This is a genomic window from Microbispora hainanensis, assembly GCF_036186745.1.
GTDB lineage: Bacteria > Actinomycetota > Actinomycetes > Streptosporangiales > Streptosporangiaceae > Microbispora.
On record NZ_CP108086.1, the window covers coordinates 5,644,727 to 5,661,511 of the forward strand.

General features: G+C 70.2%; 16 protein-coding genes. 11 read left to right on the forward strand and 5 right to left on the reverse strand.

The window, feature by feature from the left end:
• The first annotated feature begins 94 nt into the window (after positions 1 to 94).
• Positions 95 to 2,263, forward strand: a complete 2,169-nt coding sequence (locus OHB01_RS26385) for a glycogen debranching N-terminal domain-containing protein (protein ID WP_328854103.1) — start codon at positions 95 to 97, stop codon at positions 2,261 to 2,263.
• Complete coding sequence (locus tag OHB01_RS26390; RefSeq protein ID WP_142647740.1) at positions 2,260 to 2,778, forward strand: phosphate-starvation-inducible PsiE family protein; 519 nt, start codon at positions 2,260 to 2,262, stop codon at positions 2,776 to 2,778. The genes OHB01_RS26385 and OHB01_RS26390 overlap by 4 nt, the downstream gene beginning before the upstream one ends.
• A gap of 54 nt (positions 2,779 to 2,832) precedes the next feature.
• Here OHB01_RS26390 and OHB01_RS26395 read toward each other — a convergent pair whose 3' ends face one another.
• Both OHB01_RS26395 and OHB01_RS26400 read right to left on the reverse strand, forming a co-directional pair.
• On the reverse strand, positions 2,833 to 3,369 hold the full coding sequence (locus tag OHB01_RS26395; RefSeq protein ID WP_142647738.1) for a DUF4396 domain-containing protein: 537 nt from the start codon (positions 3,367 to 3,369) through the stop codon (positions 2,833 to 2,835).
• A 205-nt stretch (positions 3,370 to 3,574) separates the two neighbouring features.
• A complete protein-coding gene (locus OHB01_RS26400) occupies positions 3,575 to 4,498 on the reverse strand; it encodes an NmrA/HSCARG family protein (RefSeq protein ID WP_328854104.1) in 924 nt (307 codons plus the stop codon).
• A gap of 126 nt (positions 4,499 to 4,624) precedes the next feature.
• Between OHB01_RS26400 and OHB01_RS26405 the strand changes: the two genes are divergently transcribed.
• A complete protein-coding gene (locus OHB01_RS26405; protein ID WP_328854105.1) occupies positions 4,625 to 5,188 on the forward strand; it encodes a helix-turn-helix domain-containing protein in 564 nt (187 codons plus the stop codon).
• 102 nt (positions 5,189 to 5,290) lie between these two features.
• Positions 5,291 to 5,437 (forward strand): hypothetical protein, encoded by a 147-nt coding sequence (locus tag OHB01_RS26410; protein ID WP_240971394.1) that lies wholly within the window; start codon positions 5,291 to 5,293, stop codon positions 5,435 to 5,437.
• Positions 5,438 to 5,771: 334 nt separating this feature from the next.
• Here OHB01_RS26410 and OHB01_RS26415 read toward each other — a convergent pair whose 3' ends face one another.
• The 3 genes from OHB01_RS26415 to OHB01_RS26425 all read right to left on the reverse strand — a co-directional run bounded on the left by OHB01_RS26415 (position 5,772) and on the right by OHB01_RS26425 (position 8,014).
• On the reverse strand, positions 5,772 to 6,593 hold the full coding sequence (locus OHB01_RS26415) for an alpha/beta fold hydrolase (protein WP_147944646.1): 822 nt from the start codon (positions 6,591 to 6,593) through the stop codon (positions 5,772 to 5,774).
• A gap of 20 nt (positions 6,594 to 6,613) precedes the next feature.
• Complete coding sequence (locus OHB01_RS26420) at positions 6,614 to 7,183, reverse strand: DJ-1/PfpI family protein (RefSeq protein WP_142647730.1); 570 nt, start codon at positions 7,181 to 7,183, stop codon at positions 6,614 to 6,616.
• Between the two features lie 96 nt (positions 7,184 to 7,279).
• Complete coding sequence (locus OHB01_RS26425) at positions 7,280 to 8,014, reverse strand: GntR family transcriptional regulator (RefSeq protein ID WP_142647728.1); 735 nt, start codon at positions 8,012 to 8,014, stop codon at positions 7,280 to 7,282.
• A 461-nt stretch (positions 8,015 to 8,475) separates the two neighbouring features.
• Between OHB01_RS26425 and OHB01_RS26430 the strand changes: the two genes are divergently transcribed.
• From OHB01_RS26430 to OHB01_RS26460, 7 genes are all read left to right on the forward strand, one after another.
• On the forward strand, positions 8,476 to 9,825 hold the full coding sequence (locus OHB01_RS26430; RefSeq protein ID WP_205830223.1) for an extracellular solute-binding protein: 1,350 nt from the start codon (positions 8,476 to 8,478) through the stop codon (positions 9,823 to 9,825).
• Positions 9,822 to 10,772 (forward strand): carbohydrate ABC transporter permease, encoded by a 951-nt coding sequence (locus OHB01_RS26435; RefSeq protein ID WP_142647724.1) that lies wholly within the window; start codon positions 9,822 to 9,824, stop codon positions 10,770 to 10,772. The genes OHB01_RS26430 and OHB01_RS26435 overlap by 4 nt, the downstream gene beginning before the upstream one ends.
• Complete coding sequence (locus tag OHB01_RS26440) at positions 10,772 to 11,683, forward strand: carbohydrate ABC transporter permease (RefSeq protein WP_147944645.1); 912 nt, start codon at positions 10,772 to 10,774, stop codon at positions 11,681 to 11,683. The genes OHB01_RS26435 and OHB01_RS26440 overlap by 1 nt, the downstream gene beginning before the upstream one ends.
• Positions 11,683 to 12,750, forward strand: coding sequence for an ABC transporter ATP-binding protein (locus OHB01_RS26445; protein WP_142647720.1), 1,068 nt, complete (start codon positions 11,683 to 11,685; stop codon positions 12,748 to 12,750). Before OHB01_RS26440 ends, OHB01_RS26445 begins: the two co-directional genes overlap by 1 nt.
• On the forward strand, positions 12,750 to 13,823 hold the full coding sequence (locus OHB01_RS26450; RefSeq protein ID WP_147944644.1) for an ABC transporter ATP-binding protein: 1,074 nt from the start codon (positions 12,750 to 12,752) through the stop codon (positions 13,821 to 13,823). Before OHB01_RS26445 ends, OHB01_RS26450 begins: the two co-directional genes overlap by 1 nt.
• A gap of 60 nt (positions 13,824 to 13,883) precedes the next feature.
• Positions 13,884 to 15,365: an NAD-dependent succinate-semialdehyde dehydrogenase gene (locus OHB01_RS26455; RefSeq protein ID WP_142647716.1), complete on the forward strand. Its 1,482-nt coding sequence runs from the start codon at positions 13,884 to 13,886 to the stop codon at positions 15,363 to 15,365.
• A 117-nt stretch (positions 15,366 to 15,482) separates the two neighbouring features.
• Positions 15,483 to 16,721 carry an iron-containing alcohol dehydrogenase gene (locus tag OHB01_RS26460; protein WP_142647714.1) on the forward strand — a complete coding sequence of 413 codons (1,239 nt, stop codon included), beginning with the start codon at positions 15,483 to 15,485 and terminating at the stop codon, positions 16,719 to 16,721.
• Positions 16,722 to 16,785: the final 64 nt, after the last annotated feature.

The window sequence follows — 16,785 nt, forward strand, 5'->3', positions numbered from 1 at the left end:
ACCCGCCCGCCGAGGTCCGGGAGACCTGCCCGGTGGCGGTCCGAGACCGGGACGGCAGGGTTCCAGCAGGTTCGCCGTTCGGGGGAGGGATCGTATGGCGGACGCATGGACGTTCGAGGGTCAGCCGGCCGCCCTGGGCGCCGGCACCGTGACGCTTGTCGAGGGGAGCTCGTTCTGCGTCTCCTCCTGGAACGGCGACATCCGGCCCGGCGGGCCGCAGGGCGTCTACCACGCCGACACCCGGCTGCTGTCCCGGTGGGAGCTGCGGGTGGACGACGCGCCGATCGAGCCGCTCCAGGTGCTGGCGGGCGCGCCGTACCACGCCACGTTCCTCGGCCGGACGCAGCCGAGGCCGGGGCGTGCGGAGAGCACCCTGATGGTGGTGCGGGACCGGTACGTCGGGGGCGGCCTGCGGGAGGACCTGCTGCTGCGCAACCTCTCCGACGAGCCGGCCGGCTGCGTGGTGAACGTCCACATCGGCTCCGACGTCGCCGACCTGTTCGAGGTGAAGATCAACCGGGTTCGGCACGTCCCCGACGTCGAGCTGGTGCCCGAGGGGGCGAGCCTGCGGGTCTACTCGCCGAGCCGCGCACGCGGCGCCGTGATCAGGGCCGCCGACGCGCTGGCCGTTCCCGGGCTGCTCGGCTTCCGCGTGGCCGTACCGGCCCGGGGGGAGTGGAGGGCGTCCCTCCAGGTGAATCCGATCATCGACGGCGAGGAGTCGCAGGCGTGGTTCTCCACGCGTCACCCCGTCGAGCACGCCAGGCCCGCCGTGCGCCTGGCGGCCTGGCAGCGGCACGGCCCGTGCGTGGTCACCGACCATCCGGTGCTGGCCATGACGCTCCGGCGGTCGAAGGAGGACCTGGGGTCGCTGCGGCTGTACGAGCCCGGGTCCCCGGACGAGCCGCCCACGATAGCCGCCGGCGCGCCGTGGTTCATGACGCTGTTCGGCCGCGACTCGCTGCTGACCTCGTGGATGGCGCTGCCGCTCGACCAGTCGCCGGCGCTCGGCACGCTGCGCCGCCTGGCCCGGCTCCAGGGCACGAAGATCGATCCGCTGTCGGAGGAGGAGCCCGGGAAGATCCCGCACGAGCTGCGGTTCGGCGCGCGGCAGGGCGTCTCCCCCCACGGCGCCGCCTGCTACTACGGCTCGGTCGACGCCACCCCGCTGTACGTCGTGCTCCTCGGCGAGCTGCACCGCTGGGGCATCCATCGCGAGGCCGTCGAGGAGCTCGTGCCGCACGCCGACGCGGCGCTGTCGTGGATCGAGGAGTACGGCGAGCGCGCGGGCCCGATCGAGGGGTTGCTCTGGTATCGCCGCAAGACCGACAAGGGCCTGGTCAACCAGGGCTGGAAGGACTCCTTCGACGGGGTGAACTTCGCCGACGGCACCCTGGCCCGCGCGCCCATCGCCCTGGCGGAGGCACAGGGCTACGCCTACGCCGCCTACGTCACGCGCAGCCACTTCGCGCACGAGGCGGGCGACCACGAGACCGAGCGCCGCTACCTCGACAAGGCGTCCTCCCTCCGCCGTATGTTCAACGAGCTCTTCTGGCTTCCCGAGCGGGGCTGTTACGCGATCGGGCTGGACCGCGAGGGCAGGCCCATCGACAGCGTGGCCTCCAACATGGGCCACTGCCTGTGGACCGGCATCGTGGACGAGGACAAGGCGGAGTACGTCGCCTGGCACCTGCTGTCGGAGGAGATGTTCACCGGGTTCGGCGTCCGCACGCTCGCGTCGTCGATGGGCGCCTACAACCCGATGAGCTACCACAACGGATCGGTGTGGCCGCACGACAACGCCCTGATCGTGTCGGGCCTGATGCGTTACGGGTTCGTCGCCGAGGCGCAGCGGGTGGCCATGGGCCTGCTGGACGCTGCGGAGGCGTTCGGCGGGCGGCTCCCCGAGCTCTTCTGCGGGTTCGGCAGGAAGGAGTTCCCCGTCCCGGTGCCCTATCCCACGTCGTGCTCCCCCCAGGCGTGGGCGGCGGCGAGCCCCGTCCAGATCATGCGCGCGCTGCTGCGCTTCGACCCCTGGATCCCGCACGGCCGGCTGTGGGTGGCCCCGGTGCTGCCGGAGAAGTTCGGCGAGCTGAGGATCACCGGGCTTCCGCTCGCCGGTGGACGGGTCAACCTCGTGGTGTGGAGCAGTGGCGAGACCAAGGTGAGCGGACTGCCCCCCGAGATCGAGGTGCGCTGCGAGCCCCGCCCATCGGACGGCACGCTCGCCGACCACCACGACCGGTTCACGGGCGAGCCGTGAACGACGGCTCGCCCGCGCGGGACCAGCGGTACGGGGACCACCCCCTGGTCATCCGGGGTGCGCGCACGAAGCTGGACGTGCGGCTGCTGAAGGCGCTGGCCGCGGCCGAACGCGTGATCCTCTATGTGGTGTCGGCGGCGTTGCTGGCGATCGCGGGCGGCATAGTGATCATGTTGTTCGTCATGGTGGTGAGCGGCGGCGAGAGGTGGACGGAGAAGGTCGTCGTCGTCATCGAGGATCTCCTCCTCGTGCTCATCGTCCTGGAGATCTTCGCCACCGTCCTGACCCACCTGGAGGGCGGCCGGCTGCGGCTCGAGCCGTTCATCATCGTCGGCATCATCGCCGTCGTACGGCACATCATGTCGGTGGTCGTGCGGCTCACCGTGTCGATGACGGCGGCCGAGAGCCGGGAGCAGTTCACCGAGATGGCGGTCTACGCGGGGGTGGCCTTCCTGCTCACCGCCGCACTGGCACTGGCGCGGTGGTCACAGTCGAGAATCCAGCGGCGGCCCTGACCCGCGCCCGGTCGCCGAGCGGCCGGCTTGCCGAGAGGATCTGCTGGCCGCGGCTCAGTGATGGTAGGCGTGGACGACGGCGTGTCCCTTGCCCCTGCCGATTATCCACTTGTTGATCGGCGTGGTGACCAGGAAGGCGACGAGCAGGGAGAGCGCCAGGCTGCCCCAGAACAGCGCGGACGTCAAAGTGGCGGCCATGGCGCCCGGGATGGCGATCATGACGCCGTTGTCCACGATCTCCATGACGATGATGGAGACGGTATCGGCCGCCAGCGCCAGCTTGATCGCGCTGCCCCAGCCCACTCCGGCCTTACGGAGGGGCAGCAGGGTCAGCAGATAGCCGAAGAAGAAGGCGAGCACGACGGCCACGGCGACGGACGGGCCGGTGGTCCGGCCGAGCGCGGTGGAAATCACCAAGCCGAGCACTTCGCCGATGGCGCACCCGGTCAGGCAGTGCAGCGTCGCGGACGCGGCCGTCCGCCAGGATGCCTTCGTTCCGGCGCCGTGATGTGAACGGGCCGCATGGTCCATGGTCGGCGGGTGCTCCCCGTGCTCATGCTCCATCTGGTTGTGGTGGTGGTGCTCGCTCATGACGGCTCCGACACATGTAGGTGGACCTCGTTTGCTCGTCCGAAACTAATACCCCCTAGGGGTATCTCGCGAGTGCGGTGCCGAGCGGGCGATGTCCGCCGAAGCGGGCCCGGCCGCCTTCGACGAAACCGGCATGCGCGACCATGAGAACGGTTGCGAACGCCGCGGCGCCGTGGTGTGCCGGGCGGTGGGGCTGAGGTTGTGTTCAGGCGGTGGGGCTGAGGTTGCGTTCGGCCCACTCCTGGAAGCTCGTCACGGGAAGGCCCAGATCGCGGGCGAATTCCGGCCGGGCGGGCTGGGGCCGGACGTTCATGTACGCGTGTGCGATCCCCATGTCCGGCATCCCTGCGGCCTTGGCCTGCTCGAGCGTCATGTCGGGCGCCTCCAGCGGGACGCCCAGCGCGCGCGACAGGACTGCGGCGATCTCCTTCATGGACAGGAAGTCGCCGGCCAGCTCCAGCTCGACCTCGTGGAAGCGGTCGGGGTCGGTGATGGCGGCCGCGGCCGCGACGCCGACGTCCTCGGTGTCGATGAGCGGGACGCGGGTGTCCGGCTTGATCAGGCTGGCCAGGCCGCCCTCGATGCCGCGCGGGAACAGAAAGCGCATGGACGGCAGGAAGTTGATCATGAAGAAGGACGGCTTGAGCAGCGTCCAGCGGGGGAAGCCGGCTGTGCGGAGCCGGTCCTGGATGGCGGTCTTGGCGGTGAGCGGAGGCTCCAGGGCGCTCCAGCGACCTTCGTTCCAGCCGGGGATCTCCTCCTGCCGGCCCGCGCCGCTGACCGAGGTGTGCACGAACTGCGGGACGCCGGCCGCCCTGGCGGCCTCGATGAGGTTGACGCCCATTCTCACCTCGGCGTCGAAGTCGAAGCCGGTCCCGGTGAAGGGCGCCATCTGCACGGAGAAGACGGCGCGGGCGCCCTCGGCGGCGCGGTCCAGGGAGCCGCGGTCGAGCAGGTCGCCGGTGACCAGTTCGGCGCCGGCCGCCTGGATGGCTCTGGCGGGTTCGGAGTCAGGGTTGCGGACGAGGGCGCGGACGGGGACCCCGGCGGCGAGCAGGGCGCGGGCGGTGGCGCCGCCCTGCCTGCCGGTGACGCCGGTGACCAGGACGGGTGCGGTGGATGTGGGCATGACTCTCCTCTGCCGAACGAAAACGGCGGGGTCCGCCGCTTATCTTCGCGGTACGATATGGCGGCCCCCGCCGTTTAGCAAGCCGAAGCGGCGGGGTCCGCCACTTATCGATGGGGTGATGACGCCATGCCCGAGCGCCAGCGCGCGGACGCCCGGCGCAACTACGCGCGCATCCTCGCCGTGGCCGAGCAGGAGGTCGCCGCCCATGGCGCGAACGCCTCGCTGGAGCAGATCGCCCGCGTCGCCGGGGTCGGCTCGGCCACCGTGCGCCGCCACTTCCCGACCCGCCGCGCCCTGCTGGAGGCGGTCTCCCACCAGCGCGTCGACGCCCTGTGCGAGCGCGCCGGCGAGCTGGCCGGCACGGACGACGGCCGCGCCGCCCTGCTGGAGTGGCTGGGCGACCTGCTGGCCTACTGCGTGAGCGTCCGCGGGCTCGCCGACGTCCTCACCTACGACGCCGAGGCCGAGGCGGCGCACCAGAACGCCTGCTCGGCCCGCATGGAGGAGGCAGGCGAGCCGCTGCTGCGCCGGGCGGTCCGAGACGGAGCGGTGTCCGGCGAGGTCACCGTCGCCGACCTGGTCACGCTGGTGGTCGGCATCGCGCTGGCCACCGAGCACCACCCCGATCCCAGGGCGGCGGCCGAGCGCCTGTTCACGCTGGCCGTGGCAGGCCTGAGCCCGCAGCGCTGACATCGCGGAACTGACATCCGGAGCGGCGCCGGCGCTCGGGACGTTCCGCGAGTTCGTACGGATCCTGGCCGAGGCCGGCGAGGACGCCGACGTGCACGACGCGTGGGTGACCCGCATGCTGATGATCACGGGGCGTACGGAGAGGCCCCGGTCTTCGCGGGCGCGGCGGACTTCGCTCTGGAGCTGCTGGAGAGCCGGACGCTCGACGGCCGCATCCAGGAGCTCGTCTACCGCCCCACGCTGCACTGACGGGCGGGCTCAGACCAGGCTCTCGCCGCCGTCGACGGTGATGATCTGGCCGGTGACGTAGTTGTCGGCCATGCAGAACAGCGCCGCGGCGGCGCGGCCTCCTCGGCGGTGCCGACGCGGCCGAGCGGGGTGCCGGCGCCGCCGGTTTCCTCCGCGGCACCGGCGTGACTGCGCCCGGCGTGGTTCACGCGGATGCCGATAGGACCATGTCGGCCGATGACGTCGGCCACTGCCTCGTCATGGCTCGGGCCTGGGGGAGGGCATCGCTTCCGCGCGGAACACGCCTGCTGCATGCCGGTCCGCTTGAGCACGGGCTGCGGGCCCGGCGCAGCGATCAGTGCACTCGTTCCCGGCCGAGGAAGCACGACAGGAGCCGCCTGAACTCGTGCGGGTGCTCGATCGCGGGCACGTGCCCGCATCGGCCGAACACGTGCAGACGGACGTCGGCCAGGTGTTCGAGCAGGGGCAGGGCCGCCGTTCCGAGCGGGGTGACCCGGTCCTCGGCGCCGTGGACGAGCAGCACGGGCGCGCGGATCCCTGCAAGCGTTGGCGCCGAGAGGGTGAGGTCGTCGGCCCAGCGTGCCCTGGGTGGAGGGAACAGCGACGCGTACGCGGCCGCGCCCTCCAGCATCGCTTCCGCACGGGCGGCGACGGCCGACTCGGTCACGAGCGCCTGGTCGAAGAAGAGACGGCTCAGCATGTCTCGCGCCCCGGCAGGGCCGGCGGGGGCGGCCCAGAGCGCGTCGAGGTCGGGGGACAGCGGCGCCCCGGGGGCGCCCATCGTCGAGACCGCCACGACATGGGTGACCTGCCGGGGACGCGCGGCCGCCAACGCCAGCGCCACGGCACCGCCCATGGAGTGGCCCACCACGGCGTAGTGCTCGACACCGAGAGCGTCCATCAGGCCCGCGGCCTGCTCCGTCCACAGCCGGAGCCCGCCCCGGGAGCCCGGCGGCATCGGTGTGCGGCCGAACCCCGCCTGGTCGGGGGCCACGAGGCGCCAGGACGCGCCCAGCGCCTGTGCCGTCGCCGCCCAGGCCCCGGATCCGGTCGTGCCGGGTCCGGAGCCGTGCAGCATCAGCACCGCGGGACCGGTGCCGGTGTCCATGACGTGGACGGGGGAGCCGCCGACTGTGACGGTCCGAAGTTCCGTCACAGTCGGCACCTCACGTGTGCTCATGCCGACGCGGAGTCGATGGACTTCGAGAAGACCTCCATCATCACCTTGCCGAACTGCGGCATGTCGGGCCAGCCGCGGCAGGAGACGAGGTTGCCGTCGACGACGTCCGGAGCGTCGATGACCGTCGCGCCGGCGTTCTCCATGTCACCGGTGATGGGTGGGAAGCACGCCGTCTTCCGGCCCTTCAGCAGCCCGTACACGGCCGGCACCTGCGCGCCGTGGCACACCAGCGCGATGGGGAGGTTGCGTGCGAAGAAGTGCTCGGTGATGCGCCTGACGTCGGGGTCGACCCGGATCCACTCGGGGGCGCGTCCTCCGGGGATGATGAGGGCGTCATAGCGCTCGACGTCGACCTCGGCCCAGGTCACGTCGACCGGCAGCTTCCGGCCGTTCTTCTCCACGTAGGCGTCGGAGTTCGGGTCGAACTCGTGGATGACCAGCTGGATGTCACGCTTCGTCCGTGACGAGACGTCGACGTCCCAGCCGCCCTCCTGTACGCGGTAGTAGGGATACATGGTGTCGAGCTCCTCGGCGGCATCGCCGGCTAGGAGCAGCGCTCTGGGCACCTGCTTCTCCTCGAAACTGGGGCGGGGGGAGACGGATCCAATCCGATCCGATCCGATTTCGCCAGCATTCCTCGGCCTGGCCCGCCCGTCAAGCCTTTACCGCGATTCGTCCGCGTCCTTGACCTCATCGAACAATCGCCGGAATCGCTCGCCCGACCGCAGGATGTGCCGGCGCATCGCGTAGGCGGCGGCGTCGGGGTCGCGCGCGGCGATCGCGGCCACGACCTCCTCGTGCTCGGCCATGGCCAGGTGGGTGACCTGGGTGTCGTGGAGAAGCCGGAACAGGTGCACGTGGGTGTGCAGGCGGGCGAGCGCTTCGCGGATGGCCTGGTTCTCCCCGCTCAGGGCGACGAGATCGTGGAAGGCGGCGTCGCGCAGCCCGAAGGCGCCGTACGCCATGCGCCCGCTGCCCCCCTCCAGCTCCGCCATCTCCTCAAGCATCCGCCGCAGGCCGTCCACCTGCTCCAACGACGCCCGTTCCGCGGATCTGCGCGCCGCCGCCGGTTCGAGAAGCAGGCGGAGCTCGAGCATCTCCTCGAATCGGTGACGGGTGATCTGGGGGGGAATGCGATAGCCGGCATGGGGAACGCGCACGACCAGGCCCTCGGACTCCATGCGGTTGAGAGCGTCTCGGATCGGCGTCTGCGAGACGCCCAGCTCTCGTGCCAGGGCATCGATGGTGACGCGGGAACCGGGCTCGATCCGTAGTGACATCAGCTGTCCGAGCAGCGTGTCGTACACCTCGTCGGCGAGCCGGCCGCGGGATCTTCTCGGCGGCGTTCCGGCCGTCAGGGTCCCACCGCGCCGCGCGATCATCGCTTCGTCGTCCATCGTGACACGAGGTCCTTTCTTATCTCTTCGGGAACCTGTTGACATCGGTCGCAACGCTGCGGGATGTTGACGCCCCCAATCGGATCGTATAGGAAAGGGGGCGGATGCTGGCCATCCCCCACAAATCGCGGAATCGTCCGCCATCGCTCCGCTTCGACCAGTTGGAGCTCCTCATGAGCATGTTCGACGTCCTATTCGATTCGCCGCCGGGCCCCGCACGGCCCGAAGGACTTCGCGCCTGCCTGGAGCTCCACTGCGTCGTGGCGTACTCGTGACGCCCCTGTCTGCGGGTCAGCCCCTGCGACAGCCGGTAACACGCCTCAACACCCCCCAACTGCTCGGCGAAGCACGCAGCAAGGCTCCAAAGCCCCCCACCCAGAAAGCAGGCAAGGATGCGGTATCCACATCGAATAGGACGACTGTCGGTTCCCGGTCGAAGGGCACGGCTGGCAGCGGCGGCCATGTTGATGGTCACGACCGCGGTGGCCTGCGGCGGCGGCACGGATAGCAGCGCCCCCAAGGCGCCGGCGACCATCCCCGAGCTCACCAAGGACCCGCTGACCCTCAGCTTCATCTGGTTCGACTGGCCCCCCGCTCACGCGCTGGAGGACTTCGCGAACGCGGAGTACACCAAGGTGCGGCCGAACGTGACCATCAAGGTCAACACCGTGCCGAACGCGAACTGGCACGACGCCATGTTCACCCAGTTCGCGGCGCACAAGACCGACTTCGATATCCCGATCCTGGACTCGCAGCACATCGGCGAGGCCGTGACGAACGGCAACATCCTCGACATCACCGACTTCGTCAAGAAGAACATCGACGTCAACGCCTACAACCCGTATCTCCTGGCGGCCTACGGCCAGTTCCCCCAGGCGGAGACCGGCAAGCGCGACGAGAACGCCAGCCTGTACGGACTGCCGCTGCTCGGCGACACCTGGACGATGATCTATCGCAAGGACCTGATCGGCGACAAACCGCCGCAGACCTGGGACGAGATGATCTCTGTCGCCGAGAAGTGCCAGGCGGACAACCCCGGCGTCAGCGGCCTGGCCTTCCACCAGGCCAACGGCTCCGACGCCGCGGCCGTCACCTACAACACGGTCAACGGCGTCTACGGCGGCAACCTCTGGGACGCCAAGACGCGCAAGATCGACGGCGTCCTCAACGACGCCGCGGGCCAGGAGGCGATGGACGTCCTGGTCAACAAGATGAAGCCGCTGACCGCCAAGGGCTCCGGCAACTGGTTCATCGACGAGGTGAACGCGGCGGTCGCCCAGGGCAAGGCGTGCATTGCGTTCAACTGGATCGCCGCGAGCGGCGCCCTGCTCGACCCGAAGGAGTCGACGCTCGGCAGCACGCGGGAGGAGATCCTCGAGAAGCTGGGCTTCGCCACCCTGCCGACCCAGAAGACGAACCTGGTGCCTCTCGGCGGCATGGGGATGCACGTGTCGGCCTACTCCTCGGAAGAGAAGCAGGCGGAGGCGCTGAACTTCATGAAGTGGTTCGAGCAGGCCGACATCCAGAAGAAGTGGGCCGCCGCCGGTGGCGTGCCCGCGCGTACGGACGCCCTCGAGTCGCCCGAGTTCCTCAACGCCGGGCCGTTCAACAAGGTGTACGCCGACTCGGTTCCGCGGATGCGGGACATGTGGAACGTGCCCGAGTACGCGCGTCTCGTCGACATCGAGAACACCAACGTGAACGCGGCTCTCAACGGCGCGAAGAGCCCGAAGGAGGCGCTCGACGACATCGCGAAGCAGCAGCAGAGCGTGCTCGACTCCAGCAACCGTAAGGGCGGCGGCGGGCTGTGAGTGACTCCGCCTCCCTGACGACCGACCACCCCGGGCAGGCGGCGTCCGCGACGCCGCCGGCCCGGGGCCGGTCCCGCCGCCTGAGCGACCGATGGCTCGCCGTGGTCTTCATCTCCCCGGCGCTGCTGCTGTTGCTCGCGATGTCGGTGTTTCCGTTGCTGTGGGCGTTGTACCTGTCGTTCACCGACTACTCGGCCACCCGCGGGGGGCCGGCCAATTTCGTCGGGCTCGAGAACTACACCGCCATCCTGGCTTCGGCGCAGGTCCACCTGAGGGCCCTGACGACGCTGATCTACGTGATCGGCGCCGTCGCCCTGCAGACCGTGCTGGGCTTCACCATCGCCTATCTGATCTCGCGGCGTACGCACGGGCGAGGGCTGCTGACCACGCTGTTCCTGGTTCCGATGATGCTGTCGCCGGTCGTGGTCGGGCTGTTCTGGCGGTTCATGCTCGACGCGCAGTTCGGCGTGATCAACAGCATGCTCGGCTCGCTCGGCCTGGGGCAGGTGGAGTGGCTCACCCGGCAGCAGACGGCGTTGTTCTCGCTGATCGTGGTCGACACCTGGCAGTGGACGCCGTTCATCATGCTCATCGCGCTCGCGGGCCTCACCGCGGTCCCGAAGTACCTGTACGAGGCCGCCTCGATCGACCGGGCGTCCGAGTGGTTCCGGTTCCGCACCATCACTCTTCCGCTGGTGTGGCCGCTGCTCCTCATCGCCGTGCTGTTCAGGGCCATCGAGGCGTTCCGGCTGTTCGACCTCGTCTACATCCTCACCAGCGGAGGGCCGGGGGTCTCCACCGAGACGTTGTCGTTCCACGTCTACAAGGTCGCGTTCCTGGGCTTCAACACCGGAACCGCATCGGCGTACGGGATCCTCATGGTCCTCGTCGTCATCGTCCTTACGCAGCTCTATCTGCGCTACTTGAACAAGCTCAAGGAGGACTGATGGCCGTGTCCGTCGACGAGGCCGTGTCCACGAGTCCTGTCCGGGATGAGACGCCCCCCGCGCGCCGCTTCGGCCTTCGCGGCCGCTCGGTGCTGGAGGTCGCGCTGCTGGCCGTGCTGGCCGTCGTGATGCTCTTTCCGGTGCTGTGGATGGTCGAGACGTCCATCAAGGAGAACCGGGACGTCTACGCCATCCCGGCGAAGTTCTTCGGTTTCACGGTCACCCTCGACCATTTCAAGGACGTGTTCGTCGCCTCCGGCGGCGGCCGTTCGACCTTGTCCGTCGCGTTCCTCAACTCCGTCGTGGTCGCCGGGGTCTCCACGGCGCTGGCCACCGTGCTGGGGGTCCCGGCGGCCTGGGCCTACTCGCGCTTCGCCGTGAAGGCCAAGAAGGACCAGCTGTTCTTCATCCTGTCCACCCGCTTCATGCCGCCCGTGGTGGTCGTGATCCCGATCTTCCTCATGTACCGCCAGGTCGGGCTCATCGACTCCAAACTGGGCCTGATCCTCATCTACGCCGCGTTCAACGTCCCGTTCACGATCTGGATGATGAAGGGGTTCGTCGACGAGGTGCCCGCGGAGTACGAGGACGCCGCCATGCTCGACGGCTACACCCGCCTGCAGGCGTTCCGGCGGTTCACCCTTCCGCTGCTGCTGCCCGGCATCGCCGCGACGGCGGTGTTCGCACTCATCTTCTCGTGGAACGAGTTCGTGTTCGCCATCTTCCTCACCTCCAGCGACAGTGTGCGTACGGCCCCGCCCGCCATCGCCGGCCTCATCGGCGGGACCACCGTGGACTGGGGTCTCGTGGCCGCCTCCTCCGTGGTGTTCGCCCTGCCGGTGCTCATCTTCGCCTACCTGGTGCGCAAGCACCTCGTCGCCGGTGTGACGCTCGGGGCGGTGCGACGCTGATGGCGGGCATCGAGGTGACCGCCCTGCACAAGCGGTATCCGGACGGGACCGTCGCGGTCGAGCACGTGGACCTGTCCATCGGCGACGGCGAGCTGTTCGTGATGCTCGGCCCTTCGGGGTGCGGCAAGACGACGACGCTGCGGGCCATCGCCGGCCTGGAGAGGCAGACGACGGGCGACATCCGCATCGGCGACACGCTGGTCAACGACCTGCCGCCCGCCGAGCGCGACATCGCCATGGTGTTCCAGTTCTACGCTCTCTATCCGCACCTGAGGACCCGCGACAACCTGGCGTTCCCGCTGCGGGCCGAGGGACTGCCCAAGGCGGAGGTGCGCGAGCGGGTCGACGAGGCCGCCCGGCTGATGCGGCTCGGCCCGCTCCTGGACCGGCGACCGCACCGGCTGTCCGGCGGTGAGCAGCAGCGCGTCGCGCTCGCTCGCGCCCTGGTGCGGCGACCGCGCGCGTTCCTCATGGACGAACCCCTCACCAACCTGGACGCGGAGCTGAGGGCGGACATGCGCACGGAGATCAAGCACCTCCAGGGGGAGCTGGGGACGACGATGGTCTACGTCACCCACGACCAGGTCGAGGCGATGTCGCTCGGCCACAGGATCGCCATCCTCAACAAGGGCCGCGTCGAGCAGATCGGCACACCGCTGGAGGTCTACGACCGCCCGGCGAGCCTGTTCTGCGCCGCGTTCATCGGCTCACCGCCGATGAACCTGATCGAGGTGGAGATCGCCGACGGGAAGCTGCGCAGTAAGGGCGGGCTGGTCCTCACGCCGCCGCCGGGCCTGCCGCGCGACCGCCGCCTGGTCGCAGGCGTACGGCCGGAGGCGCTGGAAGTCACGGAACCGGGGGCGGAGGGTTCGGCCCCGGCCCGCGTGATCTCGGCCGAGTGGCTGGGCGACGAGATCATCTACGTGGTCGACCACGGCGGTGAGCACGAGGTGCGGGTCCGGATGCCGCCGACTGTCCGTTTCGCCGCCGACGCACCGGTCGGTCTGCGGCACACCGGCGGGCCCCCGCCGGTCTACGACGTGAGCACGGAAGAGCTGGTGGCCTGATGGGAACCGTGGCAGCGCACGGGCTGCGCAAGTCCTTCGGCAAGGTCCAGGCACTGGACGGGGTGACGCTGGACGTGCCGGACGGCTCGTTCTTCGTCGTGCTCGGCCCCTCCGGGGCGGGCAAGACGACGACCCTGCGGGCGATCGCCGGCCTCGAGAAGCTCGATGCCGGCTCGGTGCACCTGGACGGGAGGGACGCGACCGGCGACGCCCCGGCCGACCGCGACCTGGCCATGGTGTTCCAGAGCTACGCCCTCTACCCGAAACTCACGGCGTACGAGAACATCGCCTCGCCGCTGCGGGCACGCCGCTGTTCTTCGAGCGAGATCGCGGCCGCCGTCGAGCGGATGTCGAGCCTGCTGCACATCGAACGGCTGCTGCAGCGTCGTCCCGCGCAGATGTCGGGCGGTGAGATGCAGCGTGTCGCCCTGGCGCGGGCGCTGGTCCGCAGCCCGCGCGCGTTCCTCATGGACGAGCCGCTGACGAACCTCGACCTCAAGCTCCGCGTCGAGATGCGCACCGAGCTCACCCGCATCCACCGGAGCCTTGGAGCGACCTTCATCTACGTGACCAACGACCAGGTCGAGGCCCTGTCGATGGCCGACCAGGTCGCGGTCCTCAAAGAGGGGAAGGTGCAACAGGTCGGAACGCCGGCCGAGGTGTACGAGCGTCCGGCCAACCAGTGGGTCGCGGGATTCGTCGGGAGCCCGCATATCAGCCTGCTCGCCTGCCGCGCCGAGGGAGACCGCCTGGTCGGTGAGAGCTGGACGCTGCCGCGGCCTCGCTGGGCCATGGCCGAGGACGGCCGTCCGCTGCTGCTGGGCCTGCGCGCGGAGAACGTGTCCATCGAGCAGCGCGGGGACGCGTCGCTGCCGGGGGAGCTCTACGGGCTTGAGCCGCTCGGCGACCGGACGGTGGTCGACGTCCGCGTGGGGACGGAGATCCTCAAGGTCAAGGCACGACCGACAGTCACGGGTGTGCCGGGCGAGCGGCTGCAGGTCACGGTCGACCTGGACCGGGCGCACCTGTTCGACGCGGACACCGGGCTGTCGCTGTCCGATGCCGGGAGATGAACACACAGGGCGGCGAGGTCACGCCGGACATCACCAAGAACATCACAGGAGGCGTACGCAGTGAGTGACCCCATCAACGTCCTGGCCCCCGAGCACCGGCGGCTCCGGATCGGCGACGCCTGGCGCGACGCCGCCGGCGGAGCCACCTTCGCCGTCGAGGACCCGGCCACCGGCACGACCATCGCCGAGGTGGCGGACGCCGGCGTCGACGACGGGCTCGCTGCGCTTGACGCGGCGACCAAGGCGCTGGCGGAGTGGGCGGCGACCCCGCCGCGGAAACGGTCGGAGCTGCTGACCGCGACATACCGGGCGCTGACCGAGCGGTCCGAGGAGGTCGCCCGCCTGATCACCCTCGAGATGGGCAAGCCGCTCGCCGAGGCCCGGGCGGAGGTGGCCTACGGCGCCGAGTTCTTCCGCTGGTTCGCGGAGGAGGCGGTGCGCATCGAGGGGCGCTACAACACCGCCCCCGGTGGTGGATATCGCATCCTCACCGTGCCGAAGCCGGTCGGGCCGTGCGTCTTCGTGACGCCCTGGAACTTCCCGCTGGCCATGGGCGCCCGCAAGATCGCTCCTGCGCTCGCGGCGGGCTGCACGACGATCACCAAGCCGGCCGCCCAGACGCCTCTCACCATGCTGCTGCTGGCCCGCATCATGGAGGAGGTCGGCGTTCCCCCGGGCGTCGTCAACGTCGTGACGACCAAGCGTGCCGGCACGGTGGTCTCGGCGCTGCTGGCCGACCGCCGCACCCGCAAGCTCTCGTTCACCGGATCGACCGAGGTCGGGCGCGTGCTGCTGCGGCAGGCGGCGGACAACGTGCTGCGCACCTCCATGGAATTGGGCGGCAACGCGGCCCTGATCGTGTGCGCCGACGCCGACCTGGACGTCGCGGTCGACGGCGCCATGGTGGCCAAGATGCGCAACATCGGGGAGTCCTGCATCGCGGCCAACCGCATCTATGTCGAGGAGCCGGTGCGCGAGGAGTTCACCGCGCGCTTCGCCAAGCGGATGGGCGCGCTCTCGGTGGGCCATGGTCTCGACGACGGCGTGGACGTCGGGCCGCTGATCGACGAGGCCTCGGTCGCCAAGATCGACGAGCTCGTCGCCGACGCGGTCGAGCGCGGCGCCCGTGTCCTGGTGGGCGGCGAGCGTCCGGACGGGCCTGGCCACTTCTACCCGCCGACCGTCCTCGCCGACGTGCCCGAGGACGCGCGGATGCTGGGGGAGGAGATCTTCGGCCCGGTGGCGCCGATCATCTCGTTCACGTCCGACGACGAGGTGATGGCGAAGGCCAACGACACCGAGCACGGCCTCGTCGGATACGTCTTCACCCGCGACCTCCAGCGGGCGCTCAGGTTCGCCGAGGGGCTGGAGACGGGGATGATCGGCATCAACCGCGGCCTGATCTCGGACCCGTCGGCTCCGTTCGGCGGCGTGAAGCAGTCCGGGATCGGCAAGGAGGGGTCGCACGAGGGCATCCTCGAGTACCTCGACGTCACCTACGCGGCGATCGACCTGCCGAACGCCACGCCCTCGGGCTCATGACCGAGGCGCTGGTCGCGACCTTGACTCCCACCGCCCTCGGCGACGCCGTCCCGGTCTCGCAGGAGACCCGGACGTCCGCCCAGCACATCACCGCCGACGTTCCAGAGAGGCCTTTACATGCTTGAGACCGTCCGCGGACCACGCCAGCTGATCGTGGGCGAAGGGGTCGCGGAGAACATCCCACGGGTGGTGGCCGAGTGCGGCTCGCGCGTCCTCATCGTGACCGACCGGGTTCTGCTGGAGCAGCCGGGTGTGGCCGGGATCGTGGCCGCCGTGCGGGAGAAGGCAGCGGTCACCGGGGTGTTCGCCGACGCGACTCCGGACGTGCCGCTCTCCGACGTCGCCCTGGCCGTCTCGGCCGCCGCGGAGGTGGACGCCGACGTGATCCTCGCCATCGGGGGTGGCACGGTGATCGACCTCGCCAAGATCGTCGGCGTCATCCGGCGTCACGGCGGGTCGCCGCGCGACTACTACGGCGAGTCGAAGGTGCCGGGTCCGACGATCCCTCTCGTCGCGGTGCCGACGACGTCCGGCACCGGCTCCGAGCTCACCCCCGTCTCGGTGCTGACCGACCCGGACCGCGAGCTGAAGGTGGGGGTCTCCAGCGTCCACATCGTGCCCGACTTCGCCATCGTCGACCCCGAGCTCACCTACAGTTGCCCCGCGACCGTCAGCGCCCACTCCGGCATCGACGCGTTCTGTCACGCGGTGGAGAGCTACACCGCGCGACCCCGGCCCCACGGGCCGCGCGACCCGGTGGAGCAGGTCTTCCTCGGCCGCAACGCGGTCACCGATCACTACGCGCTTCTGGCCGCGAAGCGGATCGCCCGCAGCCTGCCGCGCGTCGTCAAGGACGGAGGCGACAAGGACGCCCGCGCGGACATGTCCTATGGGTCCATGCTGGCGGGGCTCGCGTTCGCCCACGCGGGCACCGCGGCTCCGCACGCACTCCAGTACCCCATAGGCGCGGCCACCCACACGCCGCACGGCCTGGGCGTCGGGCTGCTGCTGCCGTACGCGCTGGACGCGGCCAAGGACGCCATCGCCGACCGGCTGGCCGTCCTCGCCGGAGTGTGCGGGCTCGACGTGACCGGCGCCTCGGACGCCGAGGCCGCGGACATGTTCCTCACCTGGCTCGACGGGCTCCTCGCCGACATCGGCATCCCTCCCACCTTGGCGGACATCGGCGTGGCACGCGCCGACCTCCCGCGCTTCGCCGAGATGGCCGGCGGCGTCACCCGCCTGATCCAGAACCATCCGGGCCCGGCCGACACCGCCAGCCTGACCGCGATCCTCGAAGCGGCCTGGAGCGGGGAGCGGACCCGGCAGGTGCTGACTCCGGAGGGAAGACAGTGACGAGCCTTTCAGGCGAGCTCCCCGCACCACCGTGGGTATCGGAATCGCCGGCCACGCCTTGACG